The 24194-nt window shown below is 30.2% G+C and carries 21 protein-coding genes, 2 pseudogenes and 1 riboswitch; of the genes and pseudogenes, 8 read left to right on the forward strand and 15 right to left on the reverse strand.

Translation table 11 applies throughout. From position 1 onward, the window contains the following. Positions 1-222: 222 nt before the first annotated feature. Positions 223-444: a hypothetical protein gene (locus COI44_RS16740; protein WP_098428942.1), complete on the reverse strand. Its 222-nt coding sequence runs from the start codon at positions 442-444 to the stop codon at positions 223-225. 384 nt (positions 445-828) lie between these two features. Here COI44_RS16740 and ric point away from each other — a divergent pair. Next, positions 829-1536 (forward strand): annotated as a pseudogene (ric, locus tag COI44_RS16745) (iron-sulfur cluster repair di-iron protein). Positions 1537-1584: 48 nt separating this feature from the next. On the opposite strand, the pseudogene COI44_RS16750 reads toward ric, so the two are convergent. Next, a pseudogene (locus COI44_RS16750) lies at positions 1585-2276 on the reverse strand (Crp/Fnr family transcriptional regulator). Positions 2277-2394: 118 nt separating this feature from the next. Continuing rightward, positions 2395-4116 carry an adenine deaminase gene (gene ade, locus COI44_RS16755; RefSeq protein WP_098428943.1) on the reverse strand — a complete coding sequence of 574 codons (1722 nt, stop codon included), beginning with the start codon at positions 4114-4116 and terminating at the stop codon, positions 2395-2397. A gap of 32 nt (positions 4117-4148) precedes the next feature. After that, positions 4149-4251: riboswitch (purine riboswitch) on the reverse strand. Positions 4252-4505: 254 nt separating this feature from the next. Here ade and COI44_RS16760 point away from each other — a divergent pair. Continuing rightward, positions 4506-5264, forward strand: coding sequence for a DUF4397 domain-containing protein (locus tag COI44_RS16760; RefSeq protein WP_098428944.1), 759 nt, complete (start codon positions 4506-4508; stop codon positions 5262-5264). A 413-nt stretch (positions 5265-5677) separates the two neighbouring features. Here COI44_RS16760 and COI44_RS16765 read toward each other — a convergent pair whose 3' ends face one another. Continuing rightward, positions 5678-6781, reverse strand: a complete 1104-nt coding sequence (locus COI44_RS16765; RefSeq protein WP_098428945.1) for a histidine kinase N-terminal domain-containing protein — start codon at positions 6779-6781, stop codon at positions 5678-5680. Positions 6782-7094: 313 nt separating this feature from the next. Between COI44_RS16765 and COI44_RS16770 the strand changes: the two genes are divergently transcribed. Further along, positions 7095-7484 (forward strand): YueI family protein, encoded by a 390-nt coding sequence (locus COI44_RS16770; RefSeq protein ID WP_098428946.1) that lies wholly within the window; start codon positions 7095-7097, stop codon positions 7482-7484. A gap of 63 nt (positions 7485-7547) precedes the next feature. Here the strand turns inward: COI44_RS16770 and COI44_RS16775 are convergent, their stop codons facing one another. Next, positions 7548-8888 (reverse strand): hemolysin family protein, encoded by a 1341-nt coding sequence (locus tag COI44_RS16775; RefSeq protein WP_286163956.1) that lies wholly within the window; start codon positions 8886-8888, stop codon positions 7548-7550. A gap of 503 nt (positions 8889-9391) precedes the next feature. Here COI44_RS16775 and COI44_RS16780 point away from each other — a divergent pair. Both COI44_RS16780 and COI44_RS16785 read left to right on the forward strand, forming a co-directional pair. Further along, a complete protein-coding gene (locus COI44_RS16780; protein WP_098428948.1) occupies positions 9392-9856 on the forward strand; it encodes a MerR family transcriptional regulator in 465 nt (154 codons plus the stop codon). Positions 9857-10037: 181 nt separating this feature from the next. Then, on the forward strand, positions 10038-10229 hold the full coding sequence (locus COI44_RS16785; RefSeq protein WP_056466342.1) for a hypothetical protein: 192 nt from the start codon (positions 10038-10040) through the stop codon (positions 10227-10229). A gap of 44 nt (positions 10230-10273) precedes the next feature. On the opposite strand, the gene COI44_RS16790 is transcribed toward COI44_RS16785, so the two are convergent. From COI44_RS16790 to COI44_RS16805, 4 genes are all read right to left on the reverse strand, one after another. Next, a complete protein-coding gene (locus COI44_RS16790) occupies positions 10274-10831 on the reverse strand; it encodes a hypothetical protein (protein WP_025672000.1) in 558 nt (185 codons plus the stop codon). 444 nt (positions 10832-11275) lie between these two features. Next, a complete protein-coding gene (locus COI44_RS16795; RefSeq protein WP_098428949.1) occupies positions 11276-13147 on the reverse strand; it encodes a hypothetical protein in 1872 nt (623 codons plus the stop codon). Beyond that, positions 13137-15050 carry a hypothetical protein gene (locus COI44_RS16800; RefSeq protein ID WP_098428950.1) on the reverse strand — a complete coding sequence of 638 codons (1914 nt, stop codon included), beginning with the start codon at positions 15048-15050 and terminating at the stop codon, positions 13137-13139. Before COI44_RS16800 ends, COI44_RS16795 begins: the two co-directional genes overlap by 11 nt. A 331-nt stretch (positions 15051-15381) precedes the next feature. Beyond that, on the reverse strand, positions 15382-15867 hold the full coding sequence (locus tag COI44_RS16805) for a GNAT family N-acetyltransferase (RefSeq protein WP_098428951.1): 486 nt from the start codon (positions 15865-15867) through the stop codon (positions 15382-15384). Between the two features lie 155 nt (positions 15868-16022). Here COI44_RS16805 and COI44_RS16810 point away from each other — a divergent pair, with 155 nt between their 5' ends. Beyond that, complete coding sequence (locus COI44_RS16810; RefSeq protein ID WP_179887159.1) at positions 16023-16508, forward strand: Hsp20/alpha crystallin family protein; 486 nt, start codon at positions 16023-16025, stop codon at positions 16506-16508. A gap of 145 nt (positions 16509-16653) precedes the next feature. Here the strand turns inward: COI44_RS16810 and COI44_RS16815 are convergent, their stop codons facing one another. After that, positions 16654-17238: an SCO family protein gene (locus COI44_RS16815; protein WP_098428953.1), complete on the reverse strand. Its 585-nt coding sequence runs from the start codon at positions 17236-17238 to the stop codon at positions 16654-16656. A 170-nt stretch (positions 17239-17408) separates the two neighbouring features. On the opposite strand from COI44_RS16815, the gene COI44_RS16820 reads away from it, so the two are divergent. Further along, positions 17409-18362, forward strand: a complete 954-nt coding sequence (locus COI44_RS16820) for an MBL fold metallo-hydrolase (protein ID WP_098428954.1) — start codon at positions 17409-17411, stop codon at positions 18360-18362. Positions 18363-18407: 45 nt separating this feature from the next. Here the strand turns inward: COI44_RS16820 and COI44_RS16825 are convergent, their stop codons facing one another. The 4 genes from COI44_RS16825 to iadA form a co-directional block, all read right to left on the reverse strand. Beyond that, the gene (locus COI44_RS16825; RefSeq protein ID WP_098428955.1) at positions 18408-19250 is read right to left on the reverse strand and encodes a DegV family protein; all 843 of its coding nucleotides are present in this window, start codon (positions 19248-19250) and stop codon (positions 18408-18410) included. A 246-nt stretch (positions 19251-19496) separates the two neighbouring features. Beyond that, the gene (locus tag COI44_RS16830; protein ID WP_025672166.1) at positions 19497-19682 is read right to left on the reverse strand and encodes a twin-arginine translocase TatA/TatE family subunit; all 186 of its coding nucleotides are present in this window, start codon (positions 19680-19682) and stop codon (positions 19497-19499) included. A gap of 176 nt (positions 19683-19858) precedes the next feature. Beyond that, complete coding sequence (locus COI44_RS16835) at positions 19859-20905, reverse strand: BMP family lipoprotein (protein ID WP_179887160.1); 1047 nt, start codon at positions 20903-20905, stop codon at positions 19859-19861. A gap of 460 nt (positions 20906-21365) precedes the next feature. Continuing rightward, on the reverse strand, positions 21366-22532 hold the full coding sequence (gene iadA, locus COI44_RS16840; RefSeq protein ID WP_098428957.1) for a beta-aspartyl-peptidase: 1167 nt from the start codon (positions 22530-22532) through the stop codon (positions 21366-21368). 204 nt (positions 22533-22736) lie between these two features. Here iadA and trhA point away from each other — a divergent pair, with 204 nt between their 5' ends. Further along, positions 22737-23363, forward strand: a complete 627-nt coding sequence (trhA, locus tag COI44_RS16845; RefSeq protein WP_098428958.1) for a PAQR family membrane homeostasis protein TrhA — start codon at positions 22737-22739, stop codon at positions 23361-23363. A 38-nt stretch (positions 23364-23401) separates the two neighbouring features. On the opposite strand, the gene COI44_RS16850 is transcribed toward trhA, so the two are convergent. Next, positions 23402-24106: a lysophospholipid acyltransferase family protein gene (locus tag COI44_RS16850; RefSeq protein WP_098428959.1), complete on the reverse strand. Its 705-nt coding sequence runs from the start codon at positions 24104-24106 to the stop codon at positions 23402-23404. Between the last annotated feature and the right edge of the window lie 88 nt (positions 24107-24194).

A 24194-nucleotide genomic window follows, 5' to 3' on the forward strand; every position in this document is an offset into this window, starting at 1 on the left:
TAAAATTCTATCTAATGTAACTGAAGCAATCAATTCAAATCAAATTTTGTTTCGCAAATTACTTCTCTATTACCTCTTATAACTTTTACCACTTAAGATTGATTGTTAAATTGATGAACCGGAATCTATAGGTGTAAAAACATTTATAGTAATGAAAATTATTTCAATGACAACTTATTTTTGTATTTAATTAAAATTCCAAAGCAATTACCGTTTTACACTTCAATCTTTTTTGGAAAAAACTTTACCGTTATTCAATTGACACCAGTCCAAATCTGTTGTGTCACTGTATTTTGAGTTAAATTCATCTAAAGAAAGGAAAACTTCAATATTACCTTTTTCAAGCTCTAAAAGAAGCGTATATGGAGTTAAACCGTAAACATTAGAAACAGCAATTAATTCACCTATATGTATTTTTTCTGAAAAATCAATTTTATCTTCCATTTAAATCTCTCCTTAACCTTTAGAATTGATCGTCATAAATACTTTTATATACTGCCCTTAATACAAATATATCTTCAAAAATTCTTCAATATAAAATTTCGTAGATTTTAATTATATTAATCATACAAGTATAATCTTGATTACAAATTGACAAATGAATTCAAAATAGTAAAATGACTCAAGTATTTTTCTTGAGTCATTTTATCGTTGGCTTAACTTACTGAAATAATTGTATTAATAGTATTATTTGTTTGTGTTTTATTAATTAATATTCTTATTCCTAAAAAATCTCAATTTGTGATTTATATCACAAATTTATATCAATCTATTTGGTATTCTTTTTTTAGAAAAACAAAACAACAAAAATCTTATGGAGGTATTAAAATGAATCAACCATTTAATGAGTTCTCTAAAATTAGTGAGATTGTAACTGAATTCCCAAAGGCAAGTGATCTATTTAAAACTTATCGAATTGATTTTTGCTGTGGTGGAAATAGACCTTTAATCGAAGTGATTGAAGAAAAAAAACTTTCAAAAGATTAAATTCTATCAAAACTAAATACCTTATATCACGAAAAAAAATTATCAAACGAAGTAGTAATTGATTTTAAAGAAGCTTCTAGTAGTGATTTAATCGAACATATCGTGAACAATCATCATCGTTTTTTAAATGTGGAATTACCTCTATTAAGTCCATATGTAACAAAAGTAATGCGTGTTCACGGAGAAACGCAACCTCATTTAGTAAGATTACACATGTTGTTCTTTGATTTAAAAACTGAATTAGAGGCACATAATTGGAAGGAAGAAACAACGGATTTTAAATTGATTTTAGAATATGAACAAAACCCAACTGATGAAAATTACATGAAATTAAATAATGTCGTTGGCGAATTAGAAAATGAGCACAGTTCTGCTGGAGATATTTTAAAAGAATTACGTGAAATTACAAATGACTATATTCCACCAAAAGAAGCTTGTGGTACTTACCGCCTTGTTTATCAAAGACTTGAAGCTCTAGAGGCTGATACATTCCAACATATCCATTTAGAAAATAATATATTGTTTAAACGAGCAATTGTTAGAAATTAAACCTAGTTTATAAAAATATAAAGGAGCATGACAATTCATTCTCCTTCTTTAGTTAAGTTCCGCTTGCAATTCTTCCATTTTTATGACAAAAAACCCTTCTGAATCAGCTTTAACTAATTCCTTTTTTCTTAATTGATTTATAGTACGATTTACTGTCTCTCTGGATAAACCAATCATATTAGAAAGTTCGCGATTCGTAAAATGAGTTGTTATTTTATATTGATTTTTATCTAAAGATACCCCATTTGATTTACATAGTCTCAGTAATAACATGATTACTTGATCATATGTATTTATGTAGTGTTTGTTCAACTAATCTAGCTTGTAGATCAAATTATTTTTTCTCCGAGAAACATTATCAACTTAATACATAGTACAGGATATTTAATCAGAATTTGCTCAAATTCAGCGACTGGTGTGATAATTAACTCTGCTGTTTTAAGCACTTCAGCATGTGCTGGGAAGGTTCCTTTTCGAAATAAGCCAACATGTGGAAACATCTCTCCAGTTCGTGGTACCGAAACAATTTGTTCTCTACCCGACTGATCAGTTATATGTATTTTTATTTTACCAGAGTGTATAAAAAACACGCGATCAAGTTTGTCACCTTGCAAAAAGAAAAATGATCTTGCTTTATATAATCTCATATGTGAAATATCCACTATCGATTGAAGCTCTTCATCCGAAAGATCTTTAAAAAGTGGTACTATTTTAAAATGATTAAAAATCACATCTGACATTCAATATACTCCTCTATAAAAAATTCCTTCTACTTCGTTAAATACAAGTATTTACCTATCCACTTTATATAATTAACAAAAAAAGACCCCTTTACTAGGAGTCTACATTTTATTCTATTTATTCACCAGGAAAAACCGGAATAAATTTAAATTCATTTACATTAAATAAACCTTTAGTAGTTAGTTTTATACTCGGAATAACAGGTAGCGCTAGAAATGATAATGTTAAGAACGCGTTAAATGTATTGATTGGTCTAATTTGAAGTAATGATTTTTCAATTTGGTGTAAACCTGCTTCTACTTCTTCAGCAGATTTATTACTCATTAAACCGCCAATCGGTAATGATAATTTGGCAATTACTTTTCCAGATGATACGACTACTATTCCACCGTTCATTTCTTCAATTGTTTTAATTGCAAGATACATATCATGATCATTCATACCGGCAACGATTAGTTGGTGTGAATCATGAGCAATGGTTGTAGCGATTGCTCCCTCAATTAAATTTAAACCTTTAACAATTCCTAGACCAATCTCTTTTTCAGAATGATAGCGATCTAATACTGCTATTTTACATAAGTTTTCGACGACACTTGGAATAAAATGAGTATATTCACTTGATAATTTTTCAATTAAATGGTTTGTTACGATACTATTCGGATTAATTTCAATTATATTTGCAAGTGTTTTTAAGTCTGTTTTTAATTCAAGATCTTCAATCTTTAGATCCCCTAAGCTTACTTTTGAATTAATTAAATTAGACTCTTCATTTTTAATTAGTTTACTAATTTGTTTGTTTTTAACGATAAACTCATTTTTACACCATACGTCTGCAACTTCTACTGATTCTAAGTCGTTTAAAAATACTAAGCTTGCTTCATATCCAGGAGCAATTGCACCTTTTTGCTTTAAACCATAGCATGTTGCTGGATTTAATGTTGCCATCGAATAGGCAGTCACTGGGTCAATTCCATATTCGATTGCTGTTCGAATACAAAAATCAATCGAACCTTCTTTCATGATATCGTCTAAATGTTTATCATCTGTGCAATACATAATTCGCTGTGCATTTCGATCATTTACTGCAGGTAATAAATCCTTTAGATTTCTTGCAGCGGACCCTTCTCTAAAAGCAACATATAGCCCTGCTCTCAGTCTTTCCAATACTTCCTGGACATTTGTACATTCATGATCAGTTGAAATACCTGCATACGAGTATGTGTTAATTTCATTTTTAGTTAACCCAGCTAAATGACCATCGATCGGCTTTTGATAAGCGTGAGCTAATTTTAATTTATCGATCATTTGTTTTTCCATCGACATAACTGCAGGATAATCCATTACTTCAGCTAAGCCAAGTACTCTCGGATGTGTCATAAAAGGCTCTAAATGCTCTGCATAAAGTATGGCTCCCCCACGCTCTAATGAGGTTGCAGGTACACAGGATGGTAACATAACTCTAACATCTAACGGAATATTTTCTGAAGCGTCTAACATCATCTTAATTCCATCCACTCCAGAAACATTTGCGATTTCATGTGGATCACAAATAACAGTTGTTACTCCATGTGGTAGTACAGTTCTCGCATATTCACTAGGTAAAACCATTGATGATTCAATATGAACATGGGAATCAATAAAGCCAGGTGATATATATTTCCCTTCAGCATCTATTACTACATTAGCCTCATAATCACCTATTCCAACTATTATTCCATTTGTAATTGCGATTGAATCTTCTATTATTTCTTTCGTAAAAACATTTACTATTTTCCCATTTATTATTAAAAAATCAGCCTTCTCAGCTTTTGTTGACGTTTTCATTTCATGTAGATTCATGTTTGTTTCCTCCTAAATATTTAGGAGAGAATATGCTATGTCATATCTCTCGTAGTCAAACTATATCGGCAGCTTGGTAGAAACTTTTGGACCGGTTATTTCCAAAATTATACGAGCGTATTAAGAATTACTTTATTTTTTAGGGCACAGACGAAAAAACAAGTCTTAGGACGTTGTCTTTATACTGACTCAATTAATTTAAAGTGAATAAACTTAATTAGCTACTATTTAATTGTAAAAAACTATATTGATAGTATTCTATTAAATTTTGACTCTAAAAAGCAATAACTATTTTAAGGGATTTAAATATAAAACAATTCATAATATTCTCGTTAATGAATACTATTTTAAATGGGAAAGTAGGATGGTAATCATAGGAGGTATGTAGTTTGAACAAAGTCGTGCAAAAAAATCGAAGAAACCCTAATATTTTTAATCATTTTTCATCCTATTCAAAAAAAAAGGACAATTTGTTTCAATTTACTTTTAATCGATTTGATTCGTTCCAAAGGCTAATAAAAAATGATGCACCAATAAGTATTAAACAGGACAAAATAATAAAGCAAAATTTAGCTTTTATAAGACTCGTTAATGTTTTACCTAAAAAAATAAGTTTAGACATTTATATTAATCGTACAAAATTTATTTCGAATTTAACTTTTAAAGAATCAACTCACTATTTAGCTTTACCATCAGGGGTACACTTTGTTGAAATTTTTAAAACTAATGATCAATCAAAACCAATTCATTCAGAACAAATATCTTTACTTGCTGAACAAAATTATACGATAGCTATTGGTTATAACTTAGACCAAATTTCCCTGTTTTCATATATGGATAATCACACCTTGCCTCAAGGCGAAGCTAAAATCCGTTTTATTAATTTATCCCCTAATTCACCAAATCTAGATTTTGCAGTAAAGGCTGGTGAAGGCGATGTTGTTTTCCCAAATGTCCCATACCGAAAAGCCTCAGAATATCTGCCTATATCGCCTATGACAGTTAATTTGGAAATACGATTAACGGGTACGAAAATGATCATATTTCCTCTCTATAAATCAAAGTTTAAAGAAAATATAGTATATGATTTAATTTCAGTAGGGTGTGTTGAAGAGAACCCCAAATTTGACGTTATTACATTATTTTAGACCGTTCACTAGATAAATATCTTTTATATAAAATAAAAAACTCGGACTAATCATCCGAGTTTTTTACAGAGTGTTGAAATATAAAATGGTCAAACGTATATTAAGTGAATCTTATTGGTAATATAATTCATTTTTTTGATCTAAAAGTGAGTTTACATGTTAATATGATTGAACGGTTTTATACTATCAACAAACTCTAGTAATTGTTTTATTCTTTGATGAATAAGTTGATTGGAACTAAAGGGGTGCTAAAACTCCTATGGGATAAGCGGGAAGGCTCCAGACCCCGCAGGGGCTCGCCGAGGAGGCTAAAGAATCTCGCCCCATGGAAAGCGAGAGCATCCCGTAGTGGAAATCAACATCACTAAACTCCTTTTACGAAATTTTAGTAATTTATTTGACAAGGTATTTTTTTATGCCTCTTTCGGCAACGTTATGTAAAATGCAGTCCATTCATCATCAGAAAAACATTTAATATTGCCATCATGTTTTTCAATGATTTGTTTACATACAAATAAGCCAATTCCGGTACCATGATTTTTTGTCGTAACAAATGGTTCAAAAATTGTCCGTATGCTTTCTTCACTAATTTTAGGACCATTATTTCTTATTTGAATTTCAATCATATCCTCTAAATCTGAAACTTGATAATGAATCGTTTTTTGACCATCGTTTTCAGCCAAGGCATCGATTGAATTCATTAATATATTAAGTAAAACTTGACGTAGTTCATTTCTGAAACCTGGTATGTAAATTTTTTGAGATATTCCTTCTTGTAAAATGACATTCGAATTTACAATACTCGGATATAAGAATTCAGTGATTTCTTTAAATAAATCATTAATTAAAAAGGATTCCACTATCTGATCATGATCCTTTTTCGAGACATGAAGAAATTGATCAATTCTAAAATTTAATTGATGCAATTCATGATCTATGATGTCTAAATATTTTAATTGTGGATGATCACCTTTAAGTAATTTTACAAATCCAATAATTGAAGTAAGTGGATTTCTGAATTCATGAACGAAACTAGCAGACATTTGTCCTAAGATTGTAAGTCTCTCTTTGTGAGTCTCGTCAATAAATTGTTTTTTCTCTTCTATATCCTGTGTAATGAGATATGAATATTGCTTTACAGTAAAATAAATAAACTGGTCAAAAACGTAATTAATTTTATTAATGAGTGGTTGAAGTAGACTAATACTTTCTTCAAATTCTGACAAATGTTTAAATAATTCACTTCTACCTATATTTGAGTTATACACAAAATCTCCGATGTTAGCACTTGCTTTAGCTCGTTCAAGGGCTATTTTATGTGCCAAATCTTTGACTTGATCCTCATTTATTTTGCCCTCAATAAATAATAATGTAAAGTCAATCAATTTAGTTCCATTAATGATAATCTCGGATTTAAATGGATCATTATCGCTTATTACCGCTTGGGCGACCCAATTCTTTGTTAATGTAGGCATACTTTCCTGTATGAAAGTGCTATACCTACTCTCTATTGACATATCAATAAGGAACACCTCCAATAAAAAATCTATTAATTAAATAGTAACAAATTTTTAAATATTCGTTAAGTAAAAAAATAAAAATTTGTCGAATTTATTACGACAAAGTAATATTTTTTACAATATTCTGATTAAATTGTAAATTAAATTTATGAATATTTCATTCATTTCATTCAGTAACTAAATTTTTACGATTGTCACTTTGTTCTAATTATAATAAAACTAAAAGTATGCAAAAATGTCAATAATAGGGTGTGTAGAATAGAATAAAGTTAGATACAATTAAATTAATAAACTGAAAGTAGGTATTTCGATGGCTGGAAATAAAGTTGAAGATTATTTAATTAAAGGTATCTATGGTGAAAAGCAAATAAAAATTGAAGAACGAAATATTTTTTTAGGAACAATTCGTGAAAGAATTGAAATTGCGTTAACTACAAGTCAAGTGATGGCAAATTCAATTTATCCAATCGTTGAAAAATCAATCAATATGAAAAATGTTACTTTATTATTAAACGGTACACTTCCCTATAATACAATTTCGAAATATCTTTTAATGGCAAAGAAAAAAAATATTCCCTTTTCACTAGTCAATAATTTACCCGTCCCTACTCCAATCGGGCTTGTCGTTACGCATAATGACGCAATTGATAAAAATGAAATATTTATTAAAGATGAGCTTTATAAATCAACTAATTTTTAACTAATTCGGTATGTGAAATTTCTTATAATGTAGATAAAAGCGCAGCTTAATTGTTATTACAATTTAAGTTGCGCTTTCTTCTTCAAGTTCAGTTTTTTTAATCGATTCACGTGTTAATTCAATTAATTTTATATAATGTCCGTCTAACTTAAGGACTTTAAATGTACAGTTTTGATATTTAATCGAATCTCCTTCTTGCACATCAAAATTTTCAGTTAAAATCCATCCACCAATTGTATCAACATCTGTATCATCAATGTCTAAGCTAAAAACATCATTAATTTCACTAATTAAAACTTTACCTGCAATGATGAATTTATTTTCGCTTACTTTACTTATATCCTCTTTCTCATCAACATCAAACTCATCTCGAATTTCCCCAACAATTTCTTCTAAAATATCTTCAACTGTTACTAAGCCAGATGTACCTCCATATTCATCAACTAATATCGACATATGTATATGTTCTCTTTGCATTTTAACAAGTAAATCATGAACTGATATTGATTCAATAACTTGAATGATTGGTCTAATATATTGTTCGAGTGTTTTTACCTCTGCTTCGCCTTTATGAAGAACAAAATCAGTAAAAACATCTTTAAAATTTATTAAACCAACGACATGGTCCTTATCTCCATCTACAACAGGAAAACGCGTATATTTTTCTGTACTCATAAAGTGAATATTCTCATGAAAAGCTTCACGCAAATCAATTGCAACCATTTCGGTTCGAGGAACCATTATTTCTTTTGCTACTCGCATATTGAAATCAAATATATTGTTCACATACTTAAATTCAGATTGATTTATTTCGCCACTTTTATAGCTTTCAGAAAGTAGAATTCTTAATTCCTCTTCTGAATGAGCAACTTCATGTTCTGAAGCAGGAGGAAGTCCAAATATTTTTAAGACCATCCTTGCTGAATTATTAAACAACCAAATGAACGGATAGGTAATTTTGTAAAAAAGAATCAAAGCTGGAGAAAACCTTAAGGTAATTTGCTCAGCCTTTTGAATAGCGATTGTTTTAGGTGCTAATTCACCAACTACAACATGAATAAATGTAATAATTCCAAAAGCAAGTAAAAAAGAGATCGTGCCGCTTACTGCAGTAGGTAAATGCAAATCGTCAAGTAATGGATGCAATAATTCATCTACAGCTGGTTCACCTAACCAACCTAAACCTAAACTCGTAACAGTTATACCAAGTTGACAAGCAGAAAGATATTCATCGAGATGTGTTATTACTCGTTTTACAGCTCTTGCTTTTTTATTTCCCTCGCCAATTAACTGATCAATTCTAGAACTTCTAATTTTTACGATTGCAAATTCTGATGCAACAAAAAAGGCAGTAAATGCAATTAATACAACAACTAATAATAACTTAGTACCAATTCCAAACAATTGAGTCATCCCTCCAATTGGAAGTGAGGCCATCTTCATAATTAATATTTTTTAAATTAGGCTTATCTTAGTATATTCAGATAAATAATTTGTTATCAAAATTTTTTTAGGCATTCTTAAATCAGGATCGAAATGATTTTAGAAAAGGGTTTGCATTTTGTGTTTTAACACTCAAAGATGCCTTCTCTCTTATTACCATTCTTTACCTTATTTCTGTTTTCCTTCTCCGAACAGTGTCTTGCATTATATGCTATATATCTACTTTATATTCTAAAATCGGTAGAATATTTTGTTAAAAACACCGTAAAAAACCGTGTTTCGATAAAAATCAATACAAAAGTAATTAAGTTTACATTTTCAGCCATTTTGAATAGTTAGAAGCTATTTATTCGAAGTATTTTAAGAACTTTTGCCGAGTCAACACTAGTTTTGTCAACCTCAAAGGAATGTGACATTTAATAAAGAATTTTTAATATATAAATTATTTGGAGGAGGAATAACGTATGTATACAACTTCTCAAGTGGCAGAACAACTGCAATTAACAAATAAAAAAGTATTATTTTTTTTAAAAAAAGGAAATTTAAAAGTAGAGAAAACTCATAATGGATATTTATTTACTGAGGAACAAATCGAACAAATTAAAGAAATTTATGAAGCTTCGTTGCAAACGATCGAACCAAAACAAAATGACACTGATCATATTGACATTATAAAAGAATTAACTCAAAAATTAATAAAACTTGAAGAAAAAGTTGAAACAAAAGCAAATGAAGTCGTTTCAGTACAAATTTTGGAACATCGATGTGAAATTGAAGATTTAAAGAAAGTAGTTGTTACCCTTGAAAATCAAGTAGAACAATTAAATGAACAAGTGGCCTTATTAAAAGCGGATTTAGAGGATCAGAAAAAGATTATTACATTTAAACCGAAAAAACGATTTGCAATTTTATCGATATTCGGAGTTTAAAAATCTAGAGACATGTTTAAAGGTTCATGAATTGAACTTTAGAACAAAGCCAAGCGCGGTAATAATGAATGCAAAGGTTTGGCGTGCATTTAAAAACGTAGAAGAATTTTCTTCTACGTTTTTTTTACATACTAAACCGAATGTTGGTCAAAAATAAATTTGTATGAAAGGAGGAATTTCCATGCAAAAAAATGCGCGACAATATACTCAGGATGCAACTACTGAACTTAAACACGCAATTGAATGTCTTCAATCTGCATTAGAAACCGTTGAAAAACCCCAAAACCATGAAAGAATCGAACAAGCGCTTCAAGCTTGTCAAACAGCTTATAATCAAACGAATCAGGCAGCAGGTATTCTTGAACAAGAATAGTATGCAAATTGAAAAACTCAGGTTTATCCCTGAGTTTTTCGCAATTACTTATCATAATACATTAATATTTCTTTAAATTCATTTGAATATTTTAATAACTTAATAGCATGCTTAATATCCAATAAAAATGGTACAGCAATAATATCATCACTTATTTCAAAATATTCATCAATCGGTAAAATTTTAAATCCTGCACTTCTAGCAAACATATATAGCCTTTTATTTATTGTACCAATATACCAATCAGCGTTAGTATGATTGGCATGATCATAACACGCTAGTAATATTTGTTTAAAAAATCCTTTTCCTCTATTTTCTCTTGTAATTAATAATTTACCAATTTCATAGATTTCTTCATTTTGAATGTATTTAATATATTTGTTTTCGGAAAAATTATAATAATATTTATTTTTATCCTCATTTTCAATATTATATTTACTAAACTCGAGGGTACCAATTAACTTTTTATCCGAATTACAAATTCCATAACGAGTAACTTCATTACTTCTTACTAAGAAAGGTATTTCGTTTTCTTCACAAAAATCTCCCCAAAGCTCGTTAAATAAATTATTCTCTTCTTTTGTATGAATAACACGAAACACTCTCACTCACCCCTAAAATTCTATATAAATATTCTTATCTTACGTCTATAAAACAACGTTTATACCAATTTTTAATTTTGTCTCTTTAATTCTATTTAGTTATTTTGTTAAAAAAATATTTTATTGGCCTGTTTATATATGGCTCTATTGTATGGTAAAATTTAGCTTTTGGCAACGCTTACATAACCAATTATGTATAATTTGTGAAATCAAAATTATCTCATAATTAGTTTTCTAGTATAGATTAATACGATATTGTAGGTTTTCAACCGAAATATTATTTCGTAATTTACAATATAAACAATGTATCAAAATGTCAAAAAAAATCTTCGAATTAAAAATTATGCCCTATGCCATCGATTGGTAAAGGGCACATAAATTTTGTTTGGTTGACTGTCTAAATTCAGTTTCAATTACAATCGAACCGCAAAGTTCAATTTTGGATTATTTAAGTTCTTCAAGTGTTCTGTTTATTATTTCTACTAACTCTCTTTCACCTACAAGTTCATAAAAATCCTCGCCCTTTTTCTTAGGGTAAAACTGAATATAAGTACCACAACCCGCTTCAAGAACTTTACGATGAACATTACTACCCGGATATAAACAAATCACTTCGTTAATCGGTTTTCGCACATATGTCATTTTCCCATTAACACGTTCAACATACTTTAGTCCCCAGTATTTATACATTTGTTCCATTGCCTTTGTATTCCCTACTGGTTGATAAATATTAAACATTGGACTATATTTAATTTCAAAAATGATCGAAGCAACGTATTCTTTATTTTTTTTTCGATAAAAATCTAGTCTAATATCCGGTTTTTTCGACTCTTCACCACTAAAAAAATTTGTTCCTTTTAACAGTGAAACTTGTGGACTTCCCTCGATAATTTCGTTATAAACTAAATTAATGATCCAACTTTTATTTTCAAGTGACACAAATGCTCCATCCATTAACTCATCGTCTTTTATATGCATTAAAATCTGTTCAGCTAACGGTTCAAAATCATTTTTAAATTTTAACTTTAAGAAAATATCGCATAATGAGAAAAAGACAAAGTATTCATATAGTAAAAAAGTTGGCTTATATACAGGTAAAAGCATTTGTTTTTTTCCATACTCCTTTACTTTTTTATCAAACAAGCTTAAGGAATGAATAAAATTTAAAAATACTTTCGATGGACTAGTTGGATATTTTGAAGTATCAGTATCCGTCACTATACGAAAGATTCCAATTGTATATTCTCTAAAATAAACTTCATAAAGTTTCTCCAAAGAATTCGTAATGCGTTCTTTTTCTGAAACACTTTTAGTTAATTTTTCTAATTCTAACTCTTTTAACATTTTTGACTGTCTATATTTCGCTTTTTCTCGATCAGTAATTGAGCCATTCCCAACTACATTCTGCATCATTTTTTCTATATCCTTGACTTGAAAATCGATTTGATCCATTTTATTTTTGTCTTTAACTAATTCATATTTTACAAAGGTTAATAATGTTTCAATTGTAAGTAGAAATTTACGAACTTTATGTTTAGCATACTTTATCTCATCGATATAATTTTCTTCTTGAACAACTGGCTGCATTGTTAAATTAGTTGCATTTGAAATGGCTGGATGCAATAAGGTCCATCTAATTGTATTAAAATCTAATTTTTTCAACTGTCTTTTTAATTCATATTCCTTTTTTTGTTTCCGCTTTAATTTACTTATAAACTGCTGAATTGCAACTAGTAGTCTTTCTTCATTTGACTCGATAAATCGAATAATCGGCCAAAAATACATTGTTCCATTTTGAGTAAATGAAGCGGAAGATTTTTTAAAGTATTGCGAGTCATTCATTATTCCATTGATTTGTTGATTTAATGTTGAATGCATCCACTCTAATTGATCATAATCTAAATTTTTCGGTACTATTTTTATCATTCCATAAAATTGTTGTTCTTGATAAATAATACAAAATTCATAATATCCGCATCTCCATGGATAGGCATTCTCGGTTTTACCATGTTCATATATTAATATTTTTCTTTTTTCAGATGTAAAAATAAACTGCTGATCATCCAGGTTTTCTTGTTGAAAATGATAAAGATTATTCCAAACGAACGTAATTTTACCGTCAAACTCACCATCGACTTGAAATAAAAATCTTTTTAATTCCTGTATTTCATAGGCAAATAAGTAAGCCTCTTTTGGGTTCATTGTAAGTGCATCAAGAGATATTTTTTCCTCTTTCCCCCTAGTTCCGACAAGAATTGCAATCGTAAATGGGAGATATAGTGGCTCAAAAATTTCTGGACTATTATTAGTTGACATATCCATCAATCTCCAACTGCTTTCTTTTCTTTTTCAATTCTTTCATAGAATACTCAAAGTCAGAAATTGATCTACCTAAATTAGATTTCATGACCATATTTAGTAGCCCTTCCTGCTCATTCCCTTCACCTGTACCAATTAATTCTTCTAAATTAGCAAATAATCCCCTAACTTTAGTTAATACGCGTTGCTTAACAAACAGATCGATCGCTTCTTTCCGTTCGAATTGAATATGAGAAGGAAGAGTAGGTATGTTAGCTAAATAGTTTGATAAATCTTTAATCATACGTGGAGAGATTATTCGCTCACTTAGTGAATGTTCAACTATTTTATTAAACTCATCAAAAAACTTTAATTCATCACTTGTAAGCTCAGATGCACTTAAAGTTTTCTTTGTCCAATTACTATAGTTTTCTGCATTAATATATATTTGTGGTACAGTTTCATAAATATTTTCATTATCCATCTTTTCTGCATAATTTACGAATGAAGTTGATCTAAGTGAGATTATATTTACACGGTCTAACAGTCTTAAAGAAAACTCACTTGAAGTTTCATCAAAGTTAACTGTTCCAACAAAAATTATATTATTACCGATTCTTACTTTAGGCTTATAATATTGATTAATGACTACGTTATGATCATGGAATAGAGTAATCACTCTCTTATCCTGAGGCATTTCTAAAATTGATAGAAATTTACTAAACCAATGTTCAATTTGAGAAAGATTCATTTCATCAAAGATCACCATATACATCCTGTGCGGAAATTGTTCTGCCTCAATCAGTAATTTCGTTAATCCCGTCTCAGAGTCTATATAAATCCCTGTAGTTGGATTTAAATAACCTAATAAATCATAATGTTCGCGATAAGATGGTGAAATTGGAACAAATAATAACTCCTTACCAAATTCAAGTCCTAATGTTTCGCCATATATACGTGCTAATTGAGATTTCCCAGTACCACTTACACCACCTAAAATTGTTAGAGCCTGAAATTTACAACATATATGAAAATTAATAATATCTTTTTTTTCATATAACAACCCTTGCTGCAAACAATTTTGGTAAAATCGTTCAATAAAAGCATTTTCAGTATCATTACTCCATTCAATTGGAAAAGCTTGTTTCTCAGTAAATTCTTGCGTATAAATTAGTTCTTTGCATTCTTTTTTAAAGTTTTTACACAACTCTTCCCACTGTTTTTCGGGAATAAAATAAATTAAATGATTTAAATGAATAAAGGACTTTTTAAGTTCATCTTCATCATAATCTTGAAATGTAACTTCATTTTGTTTTTCTAAATAACTAATATCATTCATCATCGACTTTAAAAACAAGTTGCCATATAGTCTATTTTCATAAAAGACAAATTCTGGTTGATCAAAGTCATTAAAATATTTTGGCAGATGAATTGGCAAAGAACCTTTTATAAGGCGGTTTTCGACCTCATCACGCTTTCCCTCTCCCCTAAGTTCTATGACAGGCAGAAGATGGTAGGATGTGTCCCTTTTCCCATCAAAAAACTCAACTAGATCTGCTGTAACAACTTCATTGGCATATTCAAGACGAAACATGACTAATTTAGAATCAAAAATCTTTTTTAATCCTTCAATTATGTCATCTTTTTTCTTACTTTTAATTAGTGGTTTTATTTTACTTTCATTATTTTTATTTGCAGTTGTCCCTACAAACAAAACATCTTGAGTTGAAAAACTAGCTTTTAACTTTGATGGAATTGGAGATAAGCACTCTACATAAAAACGAATATGATCTTCATCTTCATAATAAAGTAAGCTCTGCTTCTCTTGGTCCACTACTCTTTCTGTAACAATTTTTCCAAGGAATAAAAAGTTGTGAATTTTTTTTGCTAATTTCTGGGTCAATGCGCGTTTTAATTTCAAGGTCATTTCCCCCACTTTCCGACATTTCTCCTACATTTTACGTTCATAGTATAGAAATTATGAATAATACGGCCTTTTTAAAAATAAAAACACCCAGGTAAACCTGAGTGTTAAACTACCCTCCAGACGCTCGTTTTCTTCGTTACTTCGCCTATCTGAGTGCCCTTACCGTCTAAGGTAACTCCGCTCCTCTCCAGGCTTCGCGCTGTGACAAACAAGCGCTTGCAAAAAGTTTGATATTCAAGCATTTAGTACTTTATCTACAAGCTATCTCCCAGGTAAAATTAAGTGTTTCTTAATGACTATAGTCCTTTAAAATTTTATATTTCGGTTATAGCATTAATTGATAATAGACAATATCAAGCCATTGATTAAATTTCTTGCCCACTTTATAAAAATGACCTACCTTTTTATATCCTAATTTCTCATGTAATCTTTCGCTCACTTCGTTTCCGCTAGTAATACAAGATATAATTGTAAAGTGACCTAATTTTTTGGCAGTTTCAATCATCTCAGTCATTAATGCCTTCGCTAGTCCTTTTCGACGATGATCAGGATGAATATATACAGATAGTTCAACCGTATGTTTATATGCATCTTTTTCCTTAAACTGTGTAAGTGAACAATACCCAGTTACTTGACCATTTTCTTTAGAAACAATGACTGGGTAAAGCTCGTTATGGTTGGCAAACCATTTTTTCATTTCTTCTTCTGTTTTTATTTTCATATCAAATGTTGCTGTAGTGTTTAGAATTGCATCATTATAAATTGTTACAATTTCTAGTACATCTTCTTTTGTTGCAAACAGAATTTCCATTCTTCTTCCTCTTCTCACGTTTTATCTTTCCATCCATTGTACATGACAAAAATTGATTTTCAACATTCGTATAAAAAAATCCTTACATCTAAACATGCACAGTGTTTAGGCTCCTTACATATACTGCGTTAGTCAGAATGATAGGAGGTATGAATATGAGTGAAAAAGAAAAAAACAACGCTCAAGATGAAAAACAAAGTCATTCATCTATTGATCTTCAACATTATTTAAAAAAGGTGGATGATCTAATAGATCAGTCGCCAATTAGAGGTCTTTTTGATGAGATTGATAAATTCTTTCATAAGCATGGAGTTTTTTCCTCAATCGGTGTAGAGATTATTGAAAACGGTGAGGAATTAATCATTCAGGCAAGTATGCCAGGTGTAAGTAAAGAACAAATTTATATGGACATTGAAGGAACAATCCTAACAATTGGCTTAAAAACTGATACGACTACTGAAGTACAAAACGATCAATCAAATTACTCCTATAAAAAATATTCTTATAGCCAATCCCAAAGAGTTGTAAAATTACCTTACCCAATTAATGCAACAACAGCAACTGCAAAATACGAAAACGGTATGCTTGTCATAAAAGGTACAAAATTACCTGAATACCAAAAACAAATCTTTTTAGACTAAATACCGACAACTAAAAGTAAATCCGATGAAGGTCGGTGTTTTAACAGTCAAAACAATTAATTAAATTCAAATAAAAAAACTGAGTATCTTTTAGAAACTCAGTTTTTTATTAAATAAATAGAAAATCTTTTACTTAAACGTAAGCTTATTTCCCTGTCAAAGTTTCAATATCAGATAAAATCTCATCAAATGGTACATTACTTACACCACTATAATCTTTAACGATTTTTCCGTTTTGATCAATTAAATAAAATTTAGTACCATGGATAACTTGTGAATTGTTTTCAGGTTTTTTAACAATCGTTTTAAAATTTTCAGATGCAAATTTTTCAATGTGTTTTTGAGAATATCCCGTTAAAAAATTCCAATTACTAAAATCAGCATTAAATTTATTTGCGAATGTAGTTAATAATTGTGGAGTATCAACTTCAGGATCAATACTAAATGAGATGAAGTCTACATTTAACTTCTTCTCTGCAGCCTTTTGTTGAAGTTTTGCCATATTTGCTGTCATTGGCGGACAAACTGTTTCACAACTTGTAAATATAAAATCTGTTAGCCAGACTTTTCCTTTTAAATCTTTTGTTCCAAAAGTTTTACCGTCCTGGTTAGTGTATGTAAATTTTTCTAAATCCCAATTTAAAGGATTTTCTATTTTATTTCCACAGCCACTTAATAATGCCAGACATAAAATCATTATTAATGTCACAAATACCGTATTTCTCTTCATACTTATCCCCCTATGTTGCATTGTACTTGTCCATTGTATCAAAAACAGATCGTTTCTTTCTAATAATTTAAACTAATTAACATATATATTTAAAATTTTTCAAATGATATTTTTACAAAGTAAAGTTAAACTAAACATATTGATAAAGAATCTTGAAAGGATGACTGATAATGGCAAATAAAAAATATGAAAATTTAGACACGAGTTATCGTAAAACTTTTAAAGATTTTATCAAATGCGGAATCGAAAGAAGTAAGGCAAAAAAGGATTATAGTAGTGTAATTCAACAATGTAGTCATAAAAAAATCTCCTATTTAAAGGAAAATCGTGATAAAACAACAATTACTTGGATTGGACACTCTACTTTTTTAATTCAAATAAAAGGAGTCAATATATTAACTGATCCTGTTTATGCTAATCAAATGGCTCTTAAAAAACGATTGTCAAAACCAGGAATACTTATATCAGAATTACCTCCAATTGACATAATTTGTATTTCTCATGGTCACTATGATCATCTAGATTTTAATACATTACGACATTTCCCTAAAAAAACACGATTTATTTTACCGATCGGCTTGAAACAAAAATTTGTTAGTAAAGGCTTTAACAATGTACATGAAATGAAATGGTGGGAGTCAAAAGACTTTTTAGGGATCATTATTTCATTTGTACCTTCTCAGCACTGGACGAAGAGAACTTTATTTGACAGGAATAAGTCACATTGGGGTGGATTTGTATTCAAAACGTCCAATGATTGTATATATCACGTTGGTGACAGTGCTTATTTTTCAGGATTCAAGGAAATCGGTAAAAAATTTCAAATTGATACTGCAATTATTCCAATTGGAGCATATGAACCTGAATGGTTTATGAAACACAACCATATGTCACCTGAAGAAGCTGTTCAAGCGTTTTTAGATTTAAACGCAAAGTTATTTATCCCAATGCATTACGGAACATTTAAACTTGCAGATGATACTCCATTAGAGGCTCTAGAGCGATTATGTTCTGAATGGAAAAGGAAAAAAATAAAACCCGAAAAGCTTAAAATTTCTTTACTTGGTGAAACACTTCACCCCTCAATGGTTGGCAATAAAAAAGAAGAAGCCATTCTTTATTAAGCTTCTTCTTTCTTATATTAAAAAATGAAATGTTGAATATAAAATCTATTCAGCATAAAAAACGAACCCTATAGCACCTTTTCCTGTATGTGTACTAATTACTGGAGTTGTATAATCAGTTTCATCTAATTCAAGGTTTGTTAACTGTTGTATTGATTTTCTAAGAGTCTCTGCAAGCTCAGTAGCATCTGCATGTGCAATTCCTACACCTTTTATCGTTTTTCCAAGTGTGTCTTGTTCAAAATATTTAGTTAAAGTTTTTACTACTTGCTGATGGCTACGCACTTTACCAACTGGAGAATAAACTCCACCTTCAAGTGATGCAATCGGTTTAATATTTAGTAATGACCCAATGAAGGCTTTACCCTTTCCAATTCTTCCACCTTTAACTAAGTTTTCAAGAGTATCTACCATGATATATAAATACGTACTATTTTTAATTTCTGTAAGTCGGTTAACTATGTCTTCAACTGTGGATCCCTCTTCAGCCATTTGTGCTGCCTCGATGACTTGAAAAGCCATTGCTCTTGTTATAAAAGCTGAATCGATTACTGTTACATCACCTTCAACCATCCCTGCAGCTGCACTTGCGGTTGAATAAGTACCACTTAAACCGCTAGATAAGTGAATTGAAATGACTTTACTTCCATCGGCTGTCAATTTTTCAAATGTTTCTACAAATGTACCTACAGCTGGTTGAGATGTTTTTGGCAATTCAACTGATTGTTGCATTTCATCAATAAATTGCTTTGGAGATATATTAACCCCATCTAAATATGTTCCACCATTTATTTGAATTGTTAAAGGAATGACTGTTATATTTAAATTTTCAATTTCTTCTTTTAATAAGTCGGCCGTTGAGTCAGTTACAATCTTAATGTTTGCCAATCAATTCACATCTTTCTTCTCTAAAATTCTACAAAATTTGCAAAGCAAATTCATTATATCATTTTTACTATAAGTTAACAGTAAATATTAAAGTTCCATTAAAATTTCAATATTTGTTTAAAAATCCTATTGACATAAGGGAGAGTTTTAAATTAGCGATGGAAAAGATGAGGCTTTTGAATAAAATGGATAGATGGAGAATTTTCAAAAAAAAAACTCGGTACCTTTACCGAGTCTTTTACTGATTTATTTGCCGTTCTTTTCGTCTTTGTCTTCTAAAAGATCATTTGTTAATCCTTGTGTAGAACGCTTAAATTCTCTAAGTGTATCACCAAATGCTCTTCCGATTTCAGGTAATTTTTTTGGTCCAAATATAATTAACGCTAAAATTAAAATTAAAATTAAACCTGGAAAGCCTATGTTAGCCATTATTTTCCCCCAACTTCCATCCACTATTAATAAGTAAGTACCAAACTTTCCTTATATAGTAATATTGTCAAAAATTTGATCATTCGTCAAATAATTTCAAGGAATTTTAATAAATTTTAATAACTTATTTAGTTTTAGTTTACATAATTATGTTATCTGTTCAATTTATTATTATTAAATTAAATTAATTTTTCTTTAAACTGTAAATACTCTTCTTTATTACTAGGTACTACTAAAGCACCGCTTTGAATTTTATCCTTATACTCATTAACCTTTACTAAAATTGGGTCCTCTACATTATTATCCGCCAGTATTAATTTTATACCATCTTCATTTAAACCATAAATTAACGTTTTACCACCATGAAATTCATTCGATTTTGTTTGTTTAGCTAAATCATATACTGCCTGATCAATTTTTTTCACAAGTGAGATAAGAGTTACGTTTTCAGGTAAACCGTGTTTATACTCATCACGGTCAGCTCCTATTACCCATACTTCTTTTTGATTTGATCTCCTAATCTTTTTTGCAGTAGTAAATACGCCTTTACTGGTTAAACCCGCTACTGGAAAAATTATATCAACGTCTTTCATAAAAAAGTCATTTGCTATTCTTGAACCTATTTTAGCGTCATTAAAGGTATTTGAGTACGCTGTTAGAACTTCAATTTCTTTATTTACTGATTTTACTCCAGAAATAAATCCATACTTATATCTGTTTATAATTTCATTGTCGTCCCCACCGATAAATCCAATTTTTTTTGTTTTTGTTTTCATTGCTGCTACTACACCTGCTAAAAAACTTCCGTCTTGTTCAGTAAAATTAATACTAATTACATTTGGTTGGTCAACTCTTGAATCAATCACACCAAATTTAGTACTTTTATTGTTTTCTGCAACTTTGTTCAATACAGAAGATAAATTATTACCTATACCAATAATCAAATCATAATTTGCATCAGCCATTTTAGTAATTTTCTTTTCAAAACCTTTAGTACTACTTGTTGTAATGTATTTATAATTCTTATCTTTTTTTAAATTTTCCTCTTTTGCAAATTTAGAAATACCTTTCATAGCAATTGAGTTTAAATAACTATTATTTTTACCATTTGAATTTGAGACAATCCCTATTTTGAAAGTATTACTAGACTCTTGATTATTACTGCAAGCCGAAATGACGACTGCAATTATCGAAATTAAGATTAATGCAGTCTTTTTTATATACAAAATCATTCACCTCATTCGAATACAATTATTTCTAGTATGAATTTTCGATTATTGTTTTATTCGTTGAAAAGAAGAGGGATTAGGAAATTGAGGGTTTTTGGATCTGAAATTTTTAAAAGCAGGAAGTAATACCTCCTGCTTTCGTTGCTAAAAATATTCTTATTATTAATTATCAAATTTTCGTAAAAGGAGTTAAGTGTTGTTGATTTCCAATACAAGATGCGATGCTCGCTTTCCATGGGGCGAGATTCTTGAGTCCCCTAAGTCACGTTCGTTCCTGTGGGGTCTTTAGCCTTCCCGCTTATCCCATAGGAGTCGAGCAACATTGTCTGCAATAAATTCTTATCAGATAGCCTTTACTTAGAGTAAACTAACCGTTGTTTTTTAATCAGTTTTTAGCTCAAATAAGAACGAAATACGCTTTCACATTGATCGTTTAATATTTCTACTACTTAAACATTCATTCAAATGTTCCTTTTACTAATACTTCTTTATCTTGCATCATTATTTTTCCTTTTGAAATGACAGCTTCAATTTCTAGCGTGGCTTTATTTAGGAAGACGAAATCTGCATCGTATCCATTTTTGATTTGTCCTTTTTGTAATTTTAAAATATTGGCTGGGTTTTTAGTGATTACGCTAATTGCGTCTTCAATCTTGATGCCTTCATTTAAAATTGCGTCTTTTACTTCGTTATATAAACTGCTTACTCTTCCAACCTTCATGCCTCGGAGTATTCCGTTTTCATCAAAATCGGGTAGACTACCTTGCCCATCAGATGTAAACGTGATTTGTTCAATGCTAACACCTGAATTGAGCATTCTTTTCAATCCTACACTACATTTCACTTCACCATTATTCAAAAAGTGTGGGATTGAGCTAGTTGTAAAGTCAACAAAACCTCCTTTTTTAGCAAAGTTAATTCCTGCTTCAAATAAATAGCTATTGCGGTTAATATGTGTTGGGTAAAATTGAGTAATTGGTAATTCGGTTTCTTCAACAATCTCCTCGATCATTGATAACATTTTTTTACTATCTCCAATATGTACATTTACAACGCCGCACTTTCCTGAAAGCAAGCCCCCATTTCGAGCTTGTGCAGCTATTCTTGCAAATTCTTCCTTTGTAGGTTGAGATGATCGATGGTCCGAAATTGCTATTTCACCTACACCGATAATTTTATCAATTAGGATGATGTCTTCTTCAATTTTAGAAAATAACGTTTTGACAGGTGTTTGGTACGAGCCTGTATAGACAAATGAAGTTATTCCCTCTTCTTCTAACGCTCTACATTTTGCTATTAGGCTAGTCATTGTTCTTGTTGTTCCATCTGTACCAATTACTCCTACTACGGTGGTGATTCCTCCTTTAATACAATCAGACAACAATAATTCTGGTGTTCTTGTTTTAAAGCCACCTTCACCTCCGCCACCAATAAGATGCACATGAGCATCAATGAAGCCAGGCACAATATAGTAGGCAGATGCATCCAATATTTGTATAGGTACCGAAGATAAGTTAATGTCAATTTCTTCATGGACATACTCAATTTTTTCATTCGAAATTAAAATATCATTTTTACCTATTGACTTTGGGGTAAAGATTTCACCGTTTTTTATGAGTAACATATATACCTCCAATTAGATAATTTTGTATAAATTCAGATTACCATATCTGTCTGTTTTATGAATCATTCTTGCTTTTTGTAATTGTTTAAAATAATCTATCAAAACATACATACAGCTATTAAATATTGAAAACATTAAATCTCTAGATTTGTTCATAATACTCTCATGGATGAAAATGATTCAATTAAAATAGGAGGCATTTTTATGAGTAGAGCAATGAAAGAAGAATTAGCAAATGCTATTACTCATGGGATTGGTGCAATACTTAGCATCCCAGCACTATCTTGTTTAATTAGTAAGGCTATGAATAAAGGGACACCTTGGCATTTAATTTCTTTTACAGTCTTTGGTTTGTCTATGTTACTACTTTATATTTGCTCAACATTACTTCATAGCGTTAGAGACCCAAAGCTAATTAGACTATTTACAATTTTAGATCACTCGGCAATTTATTTATTAATCGCTGGTACTTATACTCCATTTTTACTCGTAACTTTAAGGGGTAGGATTGGCTGGTACTTATTTACAATTATTTGGGGCTTGGCAGCTTCAGGTGTAATCTTTAAATTTATATATGTTAATAGGTTTGAATTATTTTCAACCATTGTTTATTTAATTATGGGTTGGTTAATGATGTTTGCAATTAAGCCTATTTATGTAGGACTATCTGGAATAGGATTTTTCTATTTATTATTAGGAGGGCTATTTTATTCAATTGGAACAATTTTTTTTCTAGTCAAACGCTGGCCATATAGTCATGCAATTTGGCATTTATTTGTATTATTAGGTAGTGCATCTATGTTTTTTTGTATATTTAAATTTGTTGTTTAAAAAAAGCGCTTCATTTTAAATGAGCGCTTTAAGTTTTATTATTCAATAATCTCTTTAATATAGTTAGTTAATTCTTTAGCATCTGTTATTCCAATTTGTTCAGGATAAATTGGTGGAAATACTTTAAGTGTAACATTTGCTGGTTTAATTCGATTACCATTAGCTTCTAAAATATTATAAGTCCCTTCAATTCTTACAGGAATAACTGGAACCCCTGATTTCGTCGCTAAATGTAGGCTCCCTGATTTAAATTCACCCATTTGACTACCCTTACTTCTAGTACCTTCTGGAAAAATAACTAATGAATGGCCGTTTTTAAGCTTATCAACGCCTTCTTTTATAGCTTTAAGTGATTGTCTACGATCTTTTCTGTCCATAAATACACTATGCATTTGTTCCATCCAGTCTGGTACAATCGGCAGTTTTTTTAATTCGACTTTTGCAATGAATCCAATAGGCTTATTTAAATATCCTAATAATAGTGGAATATCAAAATTGCTTTGATGATTACTTACAAAAAGGACTCCTTCGTCTCTAGGAATATTTTCAATCCCTTCAACCTTAACTTTACTACCAGTACAGCCAATCATCATCTTCCCGAAATAATCAGGAAATTGGTGCATTATACGGTCTTGCTCATGTACAGGTAATTCTTTTGGTATTTTTTTTACTGATGATAATTTTAGCTTTGCTTCAATTACACCAACTACAATGCGTGTTGCAGCAAATATTGTGCGAAACATATTAATCCTCCGATAATTGAGTATGTTAATTATTATACAAAATGCCCAACTACTTGAAAAGTATTATCCATCCTGAATATTTAATAAA

It is taken from the genome of Bacillus sp. AFS088145 (genome assembly GCF_002564465.1).
Classification (GTDB): Bacteria; Bacillota; Bacilli; order Bacillales; family Bacillaceae_G; genus Gottfriedia.